The sequence below is a fragment of the Streptomyces sp. NBC_01197 genome (genome assembly GCF_036010505.1).
Lineage (GTDB): Bacteria > Actinomycetota > Actinomycetes > Streptomycetales > Streptomycetaceae > Streptomyces.
Genome location: NZ_CP108569.1, coordinates 1,179,871 through 1,196,718, shown reverse-complemented (window position 1 = coordinate 1,196,718; position 16,848 = coordinate 1,179,871). Strand labels below are relative to the sequence as shown.

Below are 16,848 nucleotides of genomic sequence, written 5' to 3'. Positions count from 1 at the left end.
GTCCAGGGGCCGTGAGGCAGCACGAGACAGAGGCAGTATCCAAGGGGTCCACGCCTACAACCGGATCATCGGTCAGCACCCTCACAGGCGGTGTGGTGATGGATAGCCAAATGAGGCTGAGGTTGAGGGCCCTGCTTGCTGACCTTCAGGGAGAAGACATTCCTGAAGAGCCGGACGAGACCGAGAAAGCACCAGTAGAGGACGACCGCTCCCACACGCCGACTATGGAGCGGCTGAGGCCCCTGGTACAGGAGCTAAACAAGAGAGGAAGACATCCGTGGTAATCCCACCAGATGCTGTTAGAGACGAAAAGTCTGGGGTTCTGTTCATTCCCCAGCCCAAGTCCAAAACCCCTGAAGATAGACCTATTCGACACAGGTCTAAGCCCCCAACGAAGTGGGGTAGGCAGTGAGACTTCCTGAGATTCAGTCTGACTACTGGGATGTAGGGGGCCTGAAAGAGGCAAGGGATGCTGGCACAGAACTCGTCAATGCATTCCGCAGGGCCGGGGTTGACTTCGCAGACACCAGCCTCAAAGGGCCCTGTGAATGCTGTAAGCGCAAGGGCTATCTGATCTCCATTGGCGGAGTTACGCCTGAAGAGGCACTTGAAATCGCCGCCGCTGTGAACGCCACTCTTGATGGACTTGAGGGTGAAAACTGCCCCCTCTCATAGGCTCCCGCCCCACTGTTCCCCCGTGTCAATGGCAGTGGGGCGGGTTGTAAGGCAGGCCAAGGATCGTCCTTGGCTTAGAGTTAGGGAGGAAACGCCTTGACGCTCAAGGAAGCACTTCAGATGGAGGCCCTGTCAATGGGCCCTGGTGACGACGACGATGGTGGCAAGCCGAACCCTCCCACGGGTGATGGCGACGACGGGCGCCCGTACTAATCAAGTGCCCTGAAGGTTCCGTGAAGTAGAGCTGACCCCTGTACGTTGGGGGTCAGCTTTTTCATGTGGGAGGTCACCGATGGATGTTGCAGAGCACTGGCACGCGTTCGCCTGGGTAGGGCACGAACGACCAGCTGATGACATCAGAGTCCAGCCAAGCCAGCCGACACCGCCCCTGGAGGTGTCCCACTGGCTCAAGAAGCCGAAGCAGCATGTAGCCAAGACCTTCAAGAACTCCAGCTCCGGAGTAGCCGCAGCATCTCAGTGGATGAGAACAGGGGGCGAGGAGCAGCAATACGCCTCCGAGGAGTCGTTTCCTCTCGATGCCCGCATGGTCTACGTGGATGACTCTCTCAGCCGAGGTGCTGACGTGGTCTGGGGCTACTACTCCAAGAAGCTCCGCTACGTTTCCAGAGCCTTGGTGGCCTGCCCGCGTGAAGGAAAGCCTTGCCCCTACGGTCATTGACAGGGCTTTTTGCGGATCTGTGTCGCGAGAAGCCTTAGTGATGCTCTATCCTCCACCTCATGGCACAGAAGGTAGTCACCACATTCACTGATGACCTCACAGGCGAAGAGTCTGAGGAGATCGACACGTACACAGTCCTGGTCAATGGCGCCGGGGTGGAGATTGACCTCACTCCTGACTCCCATGACAAGCTCTTGGAGGCATTGGCCCCGTTCTTCGGGGCCAAGGGGGCACGAAGGGCCCGGGGAGCTTCCCCCAGTAGCCCTTCTAGGGCCAGGAAGGCTGTCTCTGACAGGGAATACTCAGGAAAGGTCCGAGCCTGGGCTAAAGCTAATGGCTATTCTGTAAATGAGCGAGGCAGGGTTGCAGCAGAGCTGAAGGAAGCCTACGAAAAGGCTAACGCTTAATAATCATTAGCTGGAAATCAAAGAAACGCCCCCTGCCTTGATGGCAGGGGGCTTCTTATATGCCTGGGCGCTGTTAATTCATTCATTCAGGAGCCTCTTAGGGAGACTCTACTTTGCGGCTAGACACTCAGAGGCCGCACCTTGGGTGTGCGGCACTATAGGTCTGCAACACTCACTCTGTGGCAGGGTATATAACCCTGCCTACAATATAGATGTCGGTGTCAGATTCATTCTTTCTTGACAGGAACCACAGAAATTGTGGCTCAGCTCACACAGTGCAGGTTCATTAGTTCATTCTTTCCGAGCCTGGAGGGTGCCGGATCTGACTCCTGGTGGCTAGAAGGGCTCTGTACGGGCTTCTAAGGCACTTTCAGAGCCTATTGGCCCTCCTGGGCGTCCATAGGGCTCTCAGGGCGTTAGAGAGGCACACAGAGTTCATTAACTCGTACACGATTAAAGGAAGGCACCCCCGGTGGGTCCTTACACACATATCTAAGGCATTACCCCCGTGCACGCGCACACACATGCGTGAAAGAATGAATGAACACACCTATACGCGCCTGCCTGCTATTGCCCATGCATTCATTCATGCATTGCCCTAGGGGAGGGCAGGGAGCCTTATCGAGAGGCCATGAGAATGCCAATGGGAATAGGGATAGACACTCATATGGATATTCAGGTGCATAGCTATAGGGCTCTATATGGCTATGGACACCATAGGGATGCACGTGCTATAAGCCTGCCCAGCCTATGAGTAGGTGTGAGCTAGACCACACATGGTGGTCCGCGAGAGCGCCTGTGGGCGCCTAGCGCTGCATGCTGGCATGCACTCAGATAACAGGCATGTCACAGCTAGGGGTGCAGCACAGTCACAGCCATGCATGGCATAGGGCAAGCACTAGTAATGCATAGGTAAAGCTATGTGGATCAATACCATGCCCACTGCTATAGAAGTGTCCTAGTTTGGGATATTGACACAGAGGGGCTATGTGGTACTCGCGTGCTCCTATAGACTTCTAGGGCCCTATGGGCGCCCCTGTGGGGGCGCCGCATGAATGAATCAATGAAAGATCTCTGCGGACTGGGGTTGCGAAGAGGCCAGAACCGAGTAGTGTTCTCCATGTCGGAACAAGCAACACCGACAAGGGCCCGGAAGACGGAACCACCAACCTAGAGTCTTAGGGAAGTGGGGAAGCCAAGGAAGCCTTTGTTCCTTGAGAACTCAATAGTGGACGCCAAAGATCAAGGCGAGACTTACAGGCGGGCTGTTAGTGGCCTAGGAAGCGCTCCCCCTCACAATGAGGTGTTGAGCCACCTAGCGCGAACCACACAGCATCTGAGAGCCAGTGAGGGACTTAGCCAACACCAGCCAGAGGTGAGTATCTGAGCACTAGCGCATAGCGGCTAAGGCCAGTAAAGGCTATGGGCACCATGGGGCCAGACACATGGGCACGCTCTCACTGACTCCCCTTCACAGGATGAGCAGAGGGCACATGAACGCCACAGGAGGGGAACCTAGACCTAACCGCAGCGGGATGGCTGTGCGGCATGGAACTATGGGTTGCCCAAGGAATGCGAACCCTGCCCGAGATCCCCGGGCCTTGTAGAGGGGGAAAGAATCCGGACCTAGTCCGGTAGCTGATAACGGTACCTGACATAGCAGTCAGGTTTCTCTCCTGTGGTCTAGTACCGAGATTGACCACGATAGGCAGGCTCAACACAGCAGGGCCAAGGCGCGGTGCCACTGGTGACTGATACTCACTGGGGCATGGGCGGACTTCTAAGCGCTTGAGAGCCTGTCTATCTAGGTGAGTGTCGGCACTGACCAAAGGAGCACAGCAGTAAGCAAGGTGGGCCAGGATAGGCAGTTAGAGGGGTGCGAGTCCCCTCCTGGCTACGCAGCACAATCTCATAGACAGAACTATGGAAGTGGGTCTACTGGAATGAAGACTTACAGGAATTACCGTGTCGTAGTAACCTACTTTATGAACGATGACCTTACAGAACCGCGATCCATGCCCGTTGGGGCAAAGGCAAGCTCTGAAGAGGTAGCGATGATGTCGGCGCGTAGGAGGGTACAGGCTGAGCTCTCTATGAGTGGCACAGACATGGCACTGTATGACCTTCATGCAAAGATCACTGCTGTATCAGGCTGAACTAAAGGGGGAGAGAGTATGTATCTGAAATTGCAACCGAGTGCCTACACCGATCACATCACGGCCCATGGTGAGGAGTTGCAGGCCCTTCCGCGACCCTATGCTATCGATGGGAACGGGCTTTGTGTCGGTCCGAATCCATACAAAGGAAAAGCCACTGGCGTATCGGGATTCCAGGTCGATGCAGCCGCACAGCAAATTGATGTTCTCGTTGATGAAGCGTTCCGCGACCCGAGCGGTATCGTTGGCATGTACGCAGTAATGGTCACTGAGTACGGCCAGTTCTTTACCAGCATTCCGGCAATCGCGAATGCTGAATTGATTCCAGAGAGATGAACAGCGTGGGAGAGCTTCCCGGCGAGAGTCGGGCGGTTCTCTTCTGCTTTTCAGCAGTCACCAAAGGGGAGAGAATGGGCAACTACAGGGTAAGCATCATCACGGACAACGGCACACTGCGCATTCATGGCAGGGATTGTAGAGATGTGCCACGAGAGGCTAAGAAGTACAGGGATGAGCCTTGGCACCTTGAAGCATCGACACGCCAGGAAGTGAATGAAGCGTGCTACGGGGACATTGCCTCTGACAATGCAGATGAGAACACACCCGAATGGGATGCTGAGGTGGCTAAGGAAGCTGAGTTCTCCAGTGTCTATCTTCCTTGCGTACCGGAGGGGCTGGTCTAGCCATGTGCAACTGTGAGAACGCTGGGCATTTCGATGATGAGCCCAAGCCCCGAACTCTGCATCCCTATGGGGGTGTGAAGGCAGGGACACATAAGGCACAGCACGTAGGGCCTGTCTGTGATGAGTGTGCGGAGACCTGTATGGCAGGGATGTTGCAGCACTAGGTAAGGGGTATCGGACACAGGGTCTCTGTGCCCCTGTGTCCCCTTACTTCCACCTAGGGGAGGGGCCAGTGTTCCAGCGACTACGGCAGGCGCTCAGAGACGCACTCAAGTACGATGCACAACAGATTGCAGATGACGTCATTTTTTCATGCCCAATAAGTTGAGAAGAGGTCAAACATGGACCAAGGAGCATGGGTCTACGTACTCAGGAATGGCCGCGTGATAGGCGCCGGACAGATCACGGGAATGATTGAAGGGGATTACATGGTGAGGCTTCCTGGAACGGATGACTTCCTTGTGGCCAAGATGAGCGACCTTGTGGAGCACCCTCAGAACAGGTGGTAGGGCAATGACTGTAAGCCTGGTAAAGCACACACTCAAGCTTGACGCATTCGGAGACTCGTACAAGCTGCACAAGAAATACCACTGTCGGCACTGTGGCAGTAACAACGTGACCATGGGCTACATCCCTGGAATGGCCATCGGGTCTGTCTGGGTAGAGGGCATCCCCTTTTCTGACTGCCTGTACTGCGGTAAGCGCTCGTTCGTTGACCCATGCCCAATAAGTTGAGAAGAGGTCAGATCATGAATGCTGGATTCATCGCATGGCTTGTCGGCGTAGAGAAGTCAGACGTGCAGACGTACCGGGACGTAGCTGACTGGCCGTCTCACTGGGCAATGAAGGCTCAGCACCGTATGCGCTCGCTCGGAGCTTCATCGGAGCAAGAGGCTATGTCCATCTACCGAACTCAGCTCATCTACGGCTAAGGGCTCGGCTGGATTGTGTGGCAGGCAGGCTTTCCTGTCTGTTGCACTGCCCATCAGAATCGCAGGAAAGGACTACTGAGTATGGCTAGGCATTGGGCACTAATCGAGTGGAATGGGACACGCGACATGGTAGATGAAACATTTGCCCATGTTGTGTGGTCCTCGCAAGGCTCGGAAGCAGCCGCAAGTAGAGCTTGGGAGTGGGGACGCAAGAATCTTGCTCCTGTCACTGCGGAGCAGGCTCGTGTTACGTACCTGGGAAAGGAAAGCGAGTGACCATGGCTAGTGGATACACATCCTGTGCCTGTCGGGACTGCATGGACATTGCTCTAGGCAATGAGCCTGTCCTTTGCTGGGAGTGTGAAGAGGCAGTCTGTGAAATCTACAGACCTAACCATCAGGATTACGTAGCGCTCCCTGGATACATGCAGGAATGCCAGAGAGAAGACGCTTACGAGGGGGCAATGTGATGGAGAGTGAAAAGGAACTGATTCAGGCACTCACTGAAGAAATCCAGGGTGCCATTCAGGCTGGTGGCAGGCTGCATGAAAATGATGTGTTCGATCTCGCCTATCACGCTGGACAGGTTTTGGGTCTGGATGTAGATGCAATGGAGGGAGTGAAATAATGGCGACTGAATACCATGTATTCCTGGTGACGGGTGACCACCTCTCAGGGCCACACAGGAAGGCAGCGGTAGCAGAGAGACAGGCGGAGAAGTTCCGTAAGAACTGTCTCTGTGATGGGGAAGATCAAGAGTGTGCAGACGACGACATGTTCCCTCATGGGGTGAAGGTGTCTTGCTCGGTTGATGGCTACTGGTCCAACGATCCCCAGTACTGACCCTGTAGCAGCATCGGACAGCCGTACACTGTGACGGCTGTCCCCTTGCCCTTACAGGGGCTCACACAGGTGCTAAGCACTGCGTGTGCCGCTAGCCATACACAGAGGAGATACAAGCATGAGTGAAGTTGAGTACGTAATCCAGGGGTACTACGGATCTCAGTACGGTTGGGAGGATGCTTGCTCAGAAGAGGATTTGAGCGAGGCAAAGCAGAGGCTCATTGAGTACCAGAAAAATGAGCCCCAGTATGAACACCGTATGATGACTCGCAAGGTAGAGAGAAAGGGGAAGTAATCAGCATGACTGCCGTCTGTACCTGCCGAAGCTGTCACTCATACTGTTACACAGCCGATGGGGGATGGACTCTGTGTGTGAACTGCCTTGATGCAGCCTGCACCCCGTACCCGACAAGGGCAGAGCGTCGGGTGTGGCCGGAAGAGGCAGACGATTTCAAGTGCCTAAAGGAAGTACCAGTAAATAGAAGGGACATTGGTTGTGGGTGACAAGCCACTCATGCTCAGCAGTATGGAGCGAATGACTGTCAGGCAGGCTCTGGAGGGTATGCAGGAAGACCTAGCGGAGTCCCGCCGTAAGGGAAACATGAGCCTAGGGGGATACGACAGGGCTTATGACCGAACAGCAACCATCCTGGAAAAGCTTAACGCCATGGACGAGTAACACAACCGAATAGCAGGATTGGCACGGGACCTAGGGAACACGCCCTAGGTCCCTTTCTCATGCCCTTGAGAGGGGTACAGCAATGCGAGTAGCTACAGGTTGTGCAGCTGGAAGAGCCTTTGTGCGTACAACGCTCCGGAGGGCATTGGAGCTGCACCACAGGTACAACATCTGGACAGGTACAGAGTATGTGAATGCCGCTAAGGCTATGTCTGGTAAGGGGAGTCCTGATCTGCTCTCAGATGCAGATGTGTGGGACCTGGACAAGGTGCAGATGCTGACTATCAAGAGGGCGCTTGACTGGCGAATGTCCAGGATGGAGGACAACCCTAATTCAGAGTGCTACGAACTCATTAGGGATGAGATCAACGGACAGCTTAGGGCTCTGTATCACTCCGAGGGAAAGTACTGGATGTGATTGGCATGTCATACATGAAGCAGTATGAGAGTGACCTAGAGAGCCTCTGTCTCCGTGCCTCTTACGCAGCGTGGGAGCCTACCTCTAACCTCAGGAACAAGGCGCTTACAGAGGTGCTGAACGACTGTGTGAAGGCTTCACAGATCTACCCGGGCCCTGAGATTGTAGGGCAGTTGCTCCTAGGGGAGGTATGCCGTCAGTACCTTGTAGTAAGGGAGCAGACACACCAGAATAGAGCTGCCTAGCTGAGTAGCTTTTGTGGGACCGGTTGCTGAGTACCGGTCCCGTAATGGAGTACTCAGCTAGGCGCTAAGCGAGAGTGTGCGCCGACTAAGGGGGAGTATGTTTAGCAGGGTGCTGATGGATACGTACGGGGAACCATGTGGTGTTGGGTTTTACTACCCCAATTGGAGAGATGCCCCCCGCTATGTTGAGCGTACCGAGTTCCCAAACGGTATGATCCGTAAGGTGTTTGTGGATAAGCATGGTAGACCGCTGATGACAGGGTGGTTTTACCCGAACGCCTACCCCTCCGAGGATAAGTGATGGCGAGAGTCACTGTGCAAGTAGAGATAGACGCATGTGATGCCTGCCTGAAAAAGGACGGCAGCAAGGTGAAGGCAGAGGGTACCATTTCAATTGGTGACAAGCTCTGGCTTGTCTGTGAAGAGCACGAAGCTAAATTCGTTGCGTTCTTTGTAGACGCACTAGGCGAACCTGAGGAGTCGGAATGATGAACCGGGAGGAGATCATTGATTGGTTGATCGGGAGAAGTCACCCAAACCCTAACCATGCCAAGTACGTAAACCGTAGCCTGTTCATCACTGACAACCTTCGAGAGATTGCCACACTGATGGACTTTCAGGAAATGATCCTTGCTAAGGGGGAGTCAGAGTGAGTGCAAGAGATGATCTGTTCAATGAGGTACTTGACGGGCTTAAGTCGGGGGATGTCAGGCTGGAAAACCCGGAAGCTCTCGCTAATGAATACATCAATGACTTCGCACACGAATTGGCAGAGCAGATCCGAAAGGATTCTGAGTCACTTCTTATTCAACAAGGCGGTAAGTTCCATTTCGGAATGCTCCATGGTGCGGACCTTATCGATCCTGAGGTGAGCAAGTGAGTAAGCGTGATGAGATCCTGGAATGCCTTTGGATGGGTGTCCCCGGATACAGCAGTGAGCACTCTAAGAGCGAGGCTGCAAGGATGCTGGATGAGTACACAGAAGAGCTGAGGGACGAGAACGCCAGTCTCCGAGCCACCATCGAGCGTGTTCGGGCGCTATTGGATGGCGAACCGTTGGGTGCAGCCGACGTCCGGGCCGCTCTGGAGGGGGAGTAAGTGAAGTTGACAAAGGTGCAGGATGAAGCATTGACCTATATGCAGGCCCATGGCGGGCGCATGGATTGGGGGCAGGGATTTGGACTAAACACTATGTTCGCACTTGAACGCAAAGGGTTGGTATCTGTGCACTTTCGGGGGGCTGGTGACCTGTGGTTTGCCACACTCATTGAGACTGGGGAGGGTAAGTGAGCAACACCGAAGCGTTTGAAGCCATGTGCTATGGGCCAATTGGCAAGGCAGTCAAGGCAGTTGAGCCACAGACAGAGGCTGACCCTATTGGGGTGCTTGCCTCGGTACTGGCTATGTACTCCGCAGCTCTGAACGGTACTGTGCGGCTCTCTGATGGCAAGCCTGTAGCTGTCTGGACAGTGCTTGCCGGACGCTCCTCTATCGGACGCAAGGGAACTGCCCTCAAGGCTGCTAGGGGCATTCTGGAGCCTGCCATTGGCGGTTTCCTGGACTCTCGCACCGAGGGTGGGATCAGTTCAGGCCCGTCCCTCACTCAGAAGCTGTATGAGAAGGAGGAGGATACGGCGGGTACAGAGGGTGGCCTAGATGGGCGGGTCCTCATCATTGATGAGGAGTGGTCAGAGAACCTAAAGCGCGTTAGGCGTTGTCCTACCTTCTCTACCAAACTTCGGGCTTGCTGGGATGGCACCACCATCCGGCACACAACTAAACAGGAGTCCATGGTAGTTGAGCGGCCCGTATTGGGATTCCACACTCACATCACACCAGGGGAGTGGTCAAAGTACGTAGGTGCTGTCGACGCTCTTGGGGGCAGCTTTAACAGGCTCCTGCCTGTAGTGGTAGAGCGCTCCAAGATGCTTCCCTGGGATCACACCCCTGTATTCCCTGAGACTCCAGAACTGAGAGAGGCATACGACTGGGCACGCAAGACCGAGCGAACCATGACTCTCAATAAGGAAGCAGGTAAACGCTGGGATGAGATCCGGGCCGCTATTGAGGACCGAATTTCATCTATGTCTGAGTCTCTTTCCTGCTACGTCGAAAGGTCGGCAGAGCAAGTGCTGAGAGTGGCTGCTGTGCTGACAGCTGCACAGATGAAGATCAGCATTAACCGCAAGGCTGTTGACGCTGCATGGGCTTTCGTTCAGTACTCCATGCGCAGTGTGGAAAAGCTGGTACGGGATGCTGCACAGCCAACCGGGTCTAACAAGCCCATCAAGACACTTCCTGAAATGATCAGGGAGATTCTGAACCGGTACCAGGGTGCCGACTGCACGTCTACCCTCATGCTTCGGTCTCTTGGCTCAAGGGCCACAGCTGCCACTCTCAAGTTGGCAGTAGAGAGCATGAACGACGTTGAGTGCGTCAAAGCAGAGTCCGAGACAGGCCGGGGGCGTCGGCCTGTGGTCTACCGATACGTGGTCCAGGAGGAGACAGCCACAGAGGAGCCAGAGGCAGTGCCTGACGTGCCGCCCACCTCAGTACCCCGTGTGGTCATCCCTGCCCCTGTACAGGCTCCTGCTGTCCCTGCTAACCCCCTCCTGGCACTGCTGTGACCAGTCCAGGGGAGATGCCACAGAAGAGGCCCCTACGCCCCGTACAGGGGCGCTACAGTGTGCTCGTCAGTAAGTGGAGGGATGGGAACTGGAAATGATCCACAAGAGAGAAAGACGCTAGAGCAGCTGAGCTAAAGGGCGGGGGGTCTGAAGTGAGTGTAGTGGTGGGGTACGCGTCGGGGATATTTGATCTCTTTCACGTGGGGCACTTGAATTTACTAAAGCAAGCAAAGCGCCAATGTGACTACCTAGTTGCAGGTGTGCTGACTGATGAAGCAGCGGGACATAAGGGTAAGAGCCCTATGGTCCCTCTCATAGAGCGACTGGAAATCGTAGCCTCTATGTCGTGCGTGGACAGGGTAGTCACAGACGAGAGCCTGGAGAAGCTGGAAGCTTGGGAAAAGGTCCGGTTTAACAAGTTCTTCAAGGGAGATGACTGGAGAGGCACCCCTAAGGGGGACCAGTGGGAAAAGGACTTTGCTGGGGTGGGAGTTGAGATAGTCTGGCTTCCGTACACCATCCACACGAGTAGTACGCAGATTCGTCAGGCAATCGAAATGAGGGGCAAGACATGCGAGAGACCGTAATCAAGTGTGACATCACTGGGGAGATTGGGGCGGAACCTTGGGAGTACGAGGTAGGAGACAAGAAGTACTCCATTGACCTTATCGAAGCTGAGAGGGTCAAGCTCGTTGAGCTTCTGAAGACCCTTGACGGCTATGTGGAGAAGTCGGAGGAGACTACTTCCCCCGCTATCCCGGCTCAGACAAAGGTATCTGGCCCTGATGCTGGTGCTGTCCGTAAGTGGGCAGCTGAGAACTTCCCCGAAGGTCATGAGATTGACGGTAAGGTCATGAATGACCGGGGCCGAGTTCCTAAGGGTTGGCAGGATGCCTTTTTGAAGGCTCAGGAAGCTTCAAATGCCGAGTGACTACGCTAAGAACAAGGGTGGTGCCGTACCGGGGATTGCTACCTCGGTACGGCGCTGTCTGGGTAACAGGAAGTTCCCACCAGCCACGGTCAGGAAAGGCTTTGGGCTCAGTGGGTACAAAGTCGTTGGGTCTCCCCGGGACTCCGTGGCGGCTGTGTTTTGGAGACCTAGCGACGATGCCCCCGAATGGACTATCGCTAAGAATCGGGAAGAGCTTCTAGCAGCATACGCCGAGGCTCTGGAGTCGGCTGGATTTGTGGTCACCAATCAGGGTGAATCACTGAGTGTCCGGAAGCCAACTAAAGAGGACTGGACAGAGGTCCACCACGCCACTACTGGTGAGCTAGTAGGTTGGCACAGACCAGGAGAGTTTTGGCACCTTGAAAGAGGAGTGCCCAAAGATTTGGAGAAGCCGTGACACCAATCTCCCAAGAGCGTAAGTACTTCTTTGAGTATGTGGTAGAGGAGTACGGCAAGGTGTATGCCTCTGTGTTGGGCGAATTGTGCCTACTGAGCTTCAATAGCGAGAGTCTTCCGAAGAAGACCAAGAGCACGACGACAGCAAGGGTTCAGGGAATGGCTAGGGCCGCTGTTCTCATCCTCCAAGCAGACGACTATAACGACATTACGTCTCAGGAGCAGGCGGAGAAACTGGTCAAGACTCACCGCTCTCTGTACCAAGAGGCAGCTTTGAAGGATCTGATGGACAGGGAGAGCTGGGTATGATCTGCAAGTGTGGAGCTGAGACCTATAAGGGCCACCTAGAGAAGTGTGAATCTGGGTACCCGGCTCATATCTACAACAGTGGGCATTGGCTGAGGGAAGCAGATGAATAGAATCAAGCTGCAATTACTACCGAATACCTTCCCCAACCTAGTGGAGAGTGAGTCACCAATGGCAGAGAAGAGCATTGCAGAGCTGTACGAGGATCTGACAGCAGCACTCCAGGCACTTGAGAGTGCGGGGGAAAAGCCTGCCCGAAGTTTCGTTTCTAGCTTTGGCGATGGGACCACTGACAGTGGTCTCAGGGGCAATACAGGGTGTGTTCGCCTAGTCGGTGGCAGCGAGTGGCAGACAGATATGGGGGCATGGAAGTGACCGAGGAGCCTAAAACCAAGCCTTGCGCAGACTGTGGAGACCCTATCCCAGCAGACGGCAGGGCAGAATGTAGGCACTGCCAAAAGTGCCTGGATTGGGCTTGCATCGCAACTCACGGAAAGAACCGGAGGAATTCAGGTAAAGGGGAATAGGCTAGTGCTCACGGTGGGCAACACTAATCCGGATAAGACGTGTGCAGAGTACTTTGTCCAGTACCGCATATCAGGAGACGATGGGTGGTACTCGGACCCTGAGCCTGATACACAGATTCTGCTTAATGCTCAGCGCAAGGCTGCTACCTGGCGGCGAGGTGACATGTTCCCCAAGGGGACCGAGAAGTCTGAAATTGTGGCTACCCGGATTATCCAGCGTGTCACTGTCGTGACAACTCTCTATGTGAGCTAGGCACAAACAGAAATAGGGCCCCCTGCCAGCAATGGCAGGGGGCCTTTTTGCGTTCTCTCTCAGACAGCCCTTCAAGGCGACTGCCCTACCCGCTGAGCCGTACCCCTACGGCTTAGCGGTCTGTACAGGAGCCTCTGTGACGAGTGCCTGAAACGTCTTGCTGTTCTCAATGCGCTGGGCGTACTCACCAGCGGCCAGAATGGCCGCTGTGACGCCTGCTGAGACCTCCCAGGGGAGATGGGTGGTCAGCTCCGCTAGTACAGGGGCCAGAGCGGCCACCACAGCAAGGATTCGCACAACATGATCTCTCAGGAAAGCGTTCATTCTTTCATTCATTCAACCGCCCCTAACTGGGGGCCGTAGCCCCCTCATTCTTTCATTCTTTCAAGTGCCTAAACCGAGACAGAGATAGAGACAGCTGCACTGCACTTGAACTCAACAGCATCGCCAAACAGCACGTGGGAGAACTTCCCAAATGCCTTGGACTCCCCAACCGGGACTGTGGCTGTGTAGTCAGCCACTGCATATCCCTCAACAGTGGCAGTCGTAACAAAGGTGACGGTAACGGGGGAGGTTGCCTCACTGGCATTAGCGATAACAAGCCGGACAGTGTCCAGGTTGGGAACAGAATTCCCGTTAGTGAGATCGGCATTTACAGGAGTGGGTACAGAGACCCCAGTCTGAGAAACCCTCACAGGAGTGAGCTTAGTAGCTGACATACAGCACCAACTTTCAAAGTGTGAATACGAATGACTAAAAGAGGGTCCGGGAGTGTACCCCGTGCGCAGTGGTGACTCAGCCGGACCCTCTGCGTGTACCCCGTGCAAGAGGGTTACGGCTTGGCCAGAAACCCATAGCTGGAAGCGAGCTTCTTCAAAGTCACCATGCCAGGAATTCCATTAGCATCCTTACCCTTGTAGCCAAGGGACCTTTGGTAAGCAGAGTAGGCAGACTTGGTCTGGACATCGAAAATGCCCTTCTCATACTTGCCCTTAAGGAACTTGCCCTTCACCAAAGCAGCCTGAACGACAGTCACGCTTGCCTTGTACGCCGGGTGCTTAAGCTCTGCACTGCGGGGCTGGGTAGCCCCATACGTGAGGGCAGCAAGAGAGACACTGGGCTTAGCTACAGGAGCCTTAGTATCTCCAGGAAGAGCCCCCAGCAGCTTCTTGAGGCTGTCAGCGCCCGGGACGCCATCAGCATCCTTGCCCTTATACCCAAGCGACTTCTGATAGTCCGAGTAGTTCTCAGTATCTGAGTCAGACCAGTTGGGTCCAGGACCCTCTGTGTAGTGCTTACCAAAGCCCTTGGCAACCAGAGCCTTACCAACTGCCGTGACCTGAGCGCCACTTGCCCCGTAGCCGTATTCAAGACCACCAATGGTTACCTTGCTACGGGAGACAGAGGGGGTCTCAGGAGCCTTCGGCGGGGTCCTGCCATCATAGGACGGGTCAGCAGACTTCAGGCCCTCAGAGTAAGCAGGGTAGCCATAGCCATAAACGTAGGAGTCCTTACGGGGACGAGTCTTGAGGTAGACACCATCGCCTTCGCTCGAACCATTCGTGTTTGTATTTCCTTCGACTGTAGTAATAGTCGTGGCTGTGTAAGCAGTGACAATGCCCGTGTGGCTTCCACCACCTGAGCCATAAAAGACCTGAGCACCAACAGCCGGATACTCAGACCACTGTCCACGGGACTTGAACCACTGAACTCCAGTAGCACAAGAGGCAGTACGCGGGAAAAGGTTATCTACCCCGGCCTTGAGAGCACACCAGGAAACAAAGGTGGCACACCAAGCCTGGTAATCGGCCCACTCAAGTCCAGGCACAGAGGGGGCGTACTTCTCCTTGTTGTTCCAGTGACCGTTGGACTTACCCTCGTGGTATCCAACTTCAGCCTTGGCGACAGAGATTATCTTGTTCGCATTGGTCATGTGATCTCTCCTTCTCCTGCATGAAGTGCAGCACTAACTCTTTCTGGGCTGACAGAGGAGACGATGGATATAAGGCGCTCGTTGTAGCGCTCCAGGTGAGAGAGTCGATTCTTAATGCTCGTAAGCTCGTCTATGACTCTGTCAGCCCGTGCCTTCTGTGCCTCTGCTTCTACTCGCCAGGACTCGGCAGTGTTCTGCCACGTCTTAGCTGTATTGGTCTTGAATGAGGCAACAATTACAGCGAATGCCCCAACTCCACCTGTGGCTAGCCCAACGGCTGTAAGCATCTCATCTGGGGACATGGGAGGTCTCCTCTTATAAGGCCCATAAAACGCGGGGGGTTGAGTTCAAAATAGCCTCCTCAGAGGACAAAGAAGGAGGCCCTTAGTAAGTGACTAAGGGCCTCCGACTGGTTGTACGTTGTGCTTACAGTGCCGTGATCGAGAAGTTCCGCCACTTAGGCTTTTGAGTAGGGTCAACTACTGAACCACCAGAAAGATGTACGTAGCCTCCCCTGTATGTGGTGTCATTTGAGGCGATCTGAAATACCGGGGTCAAGTCCGTACGCCTGAGAATGATCTGAGTAGGAGTCAAGTCAACCTGGAACGACATCCACTGTCCGGCTACAGGCGCCTTTGAGGCTGTACCCTGTGCCAGCACAGTCCCATTGGGAACCGTGGTGTTGTGTGAGTAGACCTGAATATCACCGCCGCCACGAATGGCTACGTGGTAGCCGCCAGACGTATTGATTTCTGAGAACCGGTATTTATCGTCAGCTACCTTGCCGAAGGCAATGCCAGCATGAAGCGTTGAAGCAGGGACAACGTCATACTTCATGTCAAAGGAGACCCTGTACCCGTTTGCTGGAAAGGTGGGGATGCTGACAGCACCCATAAGACAGGAAGCCCGGTCCATGAAGTCAAAGTAGGCAATTCCTGTACCGTCATACTTGAGAGCAAACTTGCCATCGTAATTCTCAAGTCCTATATCCCCAGGAGCCTTCACCTGACTCTTCCAGTTGTCCCGAGGGATAATCTGCGTGACGGGCTTGATGTAGTGAATAGAGGGAGTCATCATTCCTCTGACCCCCAGACCAGCAAATCTGTCTCGGTCACTTCGCCGGGCGACTTCCCAGACAATGACCGGCTTACCCCTGGCTACAACTTCAGCAACTTTGGCATCTGTTGAAGTGTGAGGCACACCCCAATAGTCAACATTGGCATCGTAGGTGTCCATATCCGCAGCAGCTGTAGTGGCGTCGATATATGCCCAGGTCTTCATCCCCTTGTCCTGGGCCCATTGCTTTGTGGCGTTGTTGTAGTAGGTCTTCCAGACCACAGAAGAGGCACAGGAGGGATAGTTGTTCATGAGCCAGCCACCCGTAAGGATGGCAGAGGCATCATTCGTCTTAGGCTCAAGGAAGATGACTACCTTGCCCAGGAACCTGTCCAAAACGTTTCGGAGAGGGGTCAGCTTCTGAGGGCCCCAGCCAGCCCCCAGGAGGTCACTGGGGTTCGGCTTGAGGGTGTTCCTGGCAGCGCTATAGGCGTACGTGTTGACCGAGCCTGCTACACCAAAGACACGAGTCATGTCAGTGTCGTGCATACAGACGAGGGTGCCGTCAGCGGTCGCCTGTACAGAGACCTCAATAGCAGTGGCACCAGAGGCTACGGCGTACTCGTATGCCTCCATGGTGTGCTCAGGGGCCTCAAGGCCCGAGCCCCTGTGAGCCGCGTAGAAAACCTGGTCCTGGAGCAGCTTCTCAACGGTCATGGTCTGGCCGCCGCCAGAGAACATGGCCTCAGCCCAGCCCTTGATTCCATGGGGATCATCAGCTGTCTCGTGTTCGTCCAGCCACTCAGCTACATCAGTAGGGGTGAGAATTACTCTGCCGGACCCAAAATCAACCCAAAGGGTGTCTACCCCGTCCGGTCCGTAGAACTGCCCGATCATTCCCTGAGAGTCTGAGGTAAGCCCCTGAATTGGACTTCCTCCAAGGTCAGTGAGGTCTATCAACTGAATAGCCCCAGATCCGGGACCATCCCATACGGTGCCCGAGGCATTAGGCACCCGGGCACCAGTAATGTCCTCAGCTACGTCAGCAGCTGAGCCCCCAAAAAGGTGTCTCGCCATATCC

The 16,848-nt window shown here is 54.7% G+C and carries 15 protein-coding genes; 12 read left to right on the top strand and 3 right to left on the bottom strand.

Annotation, left to right across the window (positions count from 1 at the left end; all coding sequences use genetic code 11):
* The first annotated feature begins 967 nt into the window (after positions 1–967).
* The 12 genes from OG452_RS05440 to OG452_RS05385 all read left to right on the top strand — a co-directional run bounded on the left by OG452_RS05440 (position 968) and on the right by OG452_RS05385 (position 12,001).
* A complete protein-coding gene (locus OG452_RS05440) occupies positions 968–1,354 on the top strand; it encodes a hypothetical protein (protein WP_327294476.1) in 387 nt (128 codons plus the stop codon).
* Between the two features lie 59 nt (positions 1,355–1,413).
* On the top strand, positions 1,414–1,761 hold the full coding sequence (locus tag OG452_RS05435; protein WP_327294475.1) for a histone-like nucleoid-structuring protein Lsr2: 348 nt from the start codon (positions 1,414–1,416) through the stop codon (positions 1,759–1,761).
* A 2,174-nt stretch (positions 1,762–3,935) separates the two neighbouring features.
* Positions 3,936–4,253: a hypothetical protein gene (locus tag OG452_RS05430; RefSeq protein WP_327294474.1), complete on the top strand. Its 318-nt coding sequence runs from the start codon at positions 3,936–3,938 to the stop codon at positions 4,251–4,253.
* Positions 4,254–4,258: 5 nt separating this feature from the next.
* Positions 4,259–4,600: a hypothetical protein gene (locus OG452_RS05425; protein ID WP_327294473.1), complete on the top strand. Its 342-nt coding sequence runs from the start codon at positions 4,259–4,261 to the stop codon at positions 4,598–4,600.
* A 1,401-nt stretch (positions 4,601–6,001) separates the two neighbouring features.
* Entirely contained in the window at positions 6,002–6,160 is a 159-nt protein-coding gene (locus tag OG452_RS05420; RefSeq protein ID WP_327294472.1) for a hypothetical protein, read from the top strand.
* 1,015 nt (positions 6,161–7,175) lie between these two features.
* Positions 7,176–7,472, top strand: coding sequence for a hypothetical protein (locus tag OG452_RS05415; RefSeq protein ID WP_327294471.1), 297 nt, complete (start codon positions 7,176–7,178; stop codon positions 7,470–7,472).
* Between the two features lie 545 nt (positions 7,473–8,017).
* Positions 8,018–8,206 carry a hypothetical protein gene (locus tag OG452_RS05410; RefSeq protein ID WP_327294470.1) on the top strand — a complete coding sequence of 63 codons (189 nt, stop codon included), beginning with the start codon at positions 8,018–8,020 and terminating at the stop codon, positions 8,204–8,206.
* Positions 8,207–8,366: 160 nt separating this feature from the next.
* Positions 8,367–8,597 (top strand): hypothetical protein, encoded by a 231-nt coding sequence (locus OG452_RS05405; RefSeq protein WP_327294469.1) that lies wholly within the window; start codon positions 8,367–8,369, stop codon positions 8,595–8,597.
* A gap of 406 nt (positions 8,598–9,003) precedes the next feature.
* Positions 9,004–10,344, top strand: coding sequence for a DUF3987 domain-containing protein (locus tag OG452_RS05400; RefSeq protein ID WP_327294468.1), 1,341 nt, complete (start codon positions 9,004–9,006; stop codon positions 10,342–10,344).
* 152 nt (positions 10,345–10,496) lie between these two features.
* Entirely contained in the window at positions 10,497–10,931 is a 435-nt protein-coding gene (locus OG452_RS05395; RefSeq protein WP_327294467.1) for an adenylyltransferase/cytidyltransferase family protein, read from the top strand.
* Positions 10,916–11,275 (top strand): Lsr2 dimerization domain-containing protein, encoded by a 360-nt coding sequence (locus OG452_RS05390; protein ID WP_327294466.1) that lies wholly within the window; start codon positions 10,916–10,918, stop codon positions 11,273–11,275. The genes OG452_RS05395 and OG452_RS05390 overlap by 16 nt, the downstream gene beginning before the upstream one ends.
* Before the next feature lie 414 nt (positions 11,276–11,689).
* A complete protein-coding gene (locus tag OG452_RS05385; RefSeq protein WP_327294465.1) occupies positions 11,690–12,001 on the top strand; it encodes a hypothetical protein in 312 nt (103 codons plus the stop codon).
* A gap of 1,609 nt (positions 12,002–13,610) precedes the next feature.
* Here the strand turns inward: OG452_RS05385 and OG452_RS05380 are convergent.
* The 3 genes from OG452_RS05380 to OG452_RS05370 form a co-directional block, all read right to left on the bottom strand.
* Entirely contained in the window at positions 13,611–14,711 is a 1,101-nt protein-coding gene (locus OG452_RS05380) for a peptidoglycan-binding protein (protein WP_327294464.1), read from the bottom strand.
* Complete coding sequence (locus tag OG452_RS05375) at positions 14,708–15,013, bottom strand: hypothetical protein (RefSeq protein WP_327294463.1); 306 nt, start codon at positions 15,011–15,013, stop codon at positions 14,708–14,710. Before OG452_RS05375 ends, OG452_RS05380 begins: the two co-directional genes overlap by 4 nt.
* A gap of 124 nt (positions 15,014–15,137) precedes the next feature.
* Entirely contained in the window at positions 15,138–16,844 is a 1,707-nt protein-coding gene (locus OG452_RS05370) for a glycerophosphodiester phosphodiesterase (protein ID WP_327294462.1), read from the bottom strand.
* Between the last annotated feature and the right edge of the window lie 4 nt (positions 16,845–16,848).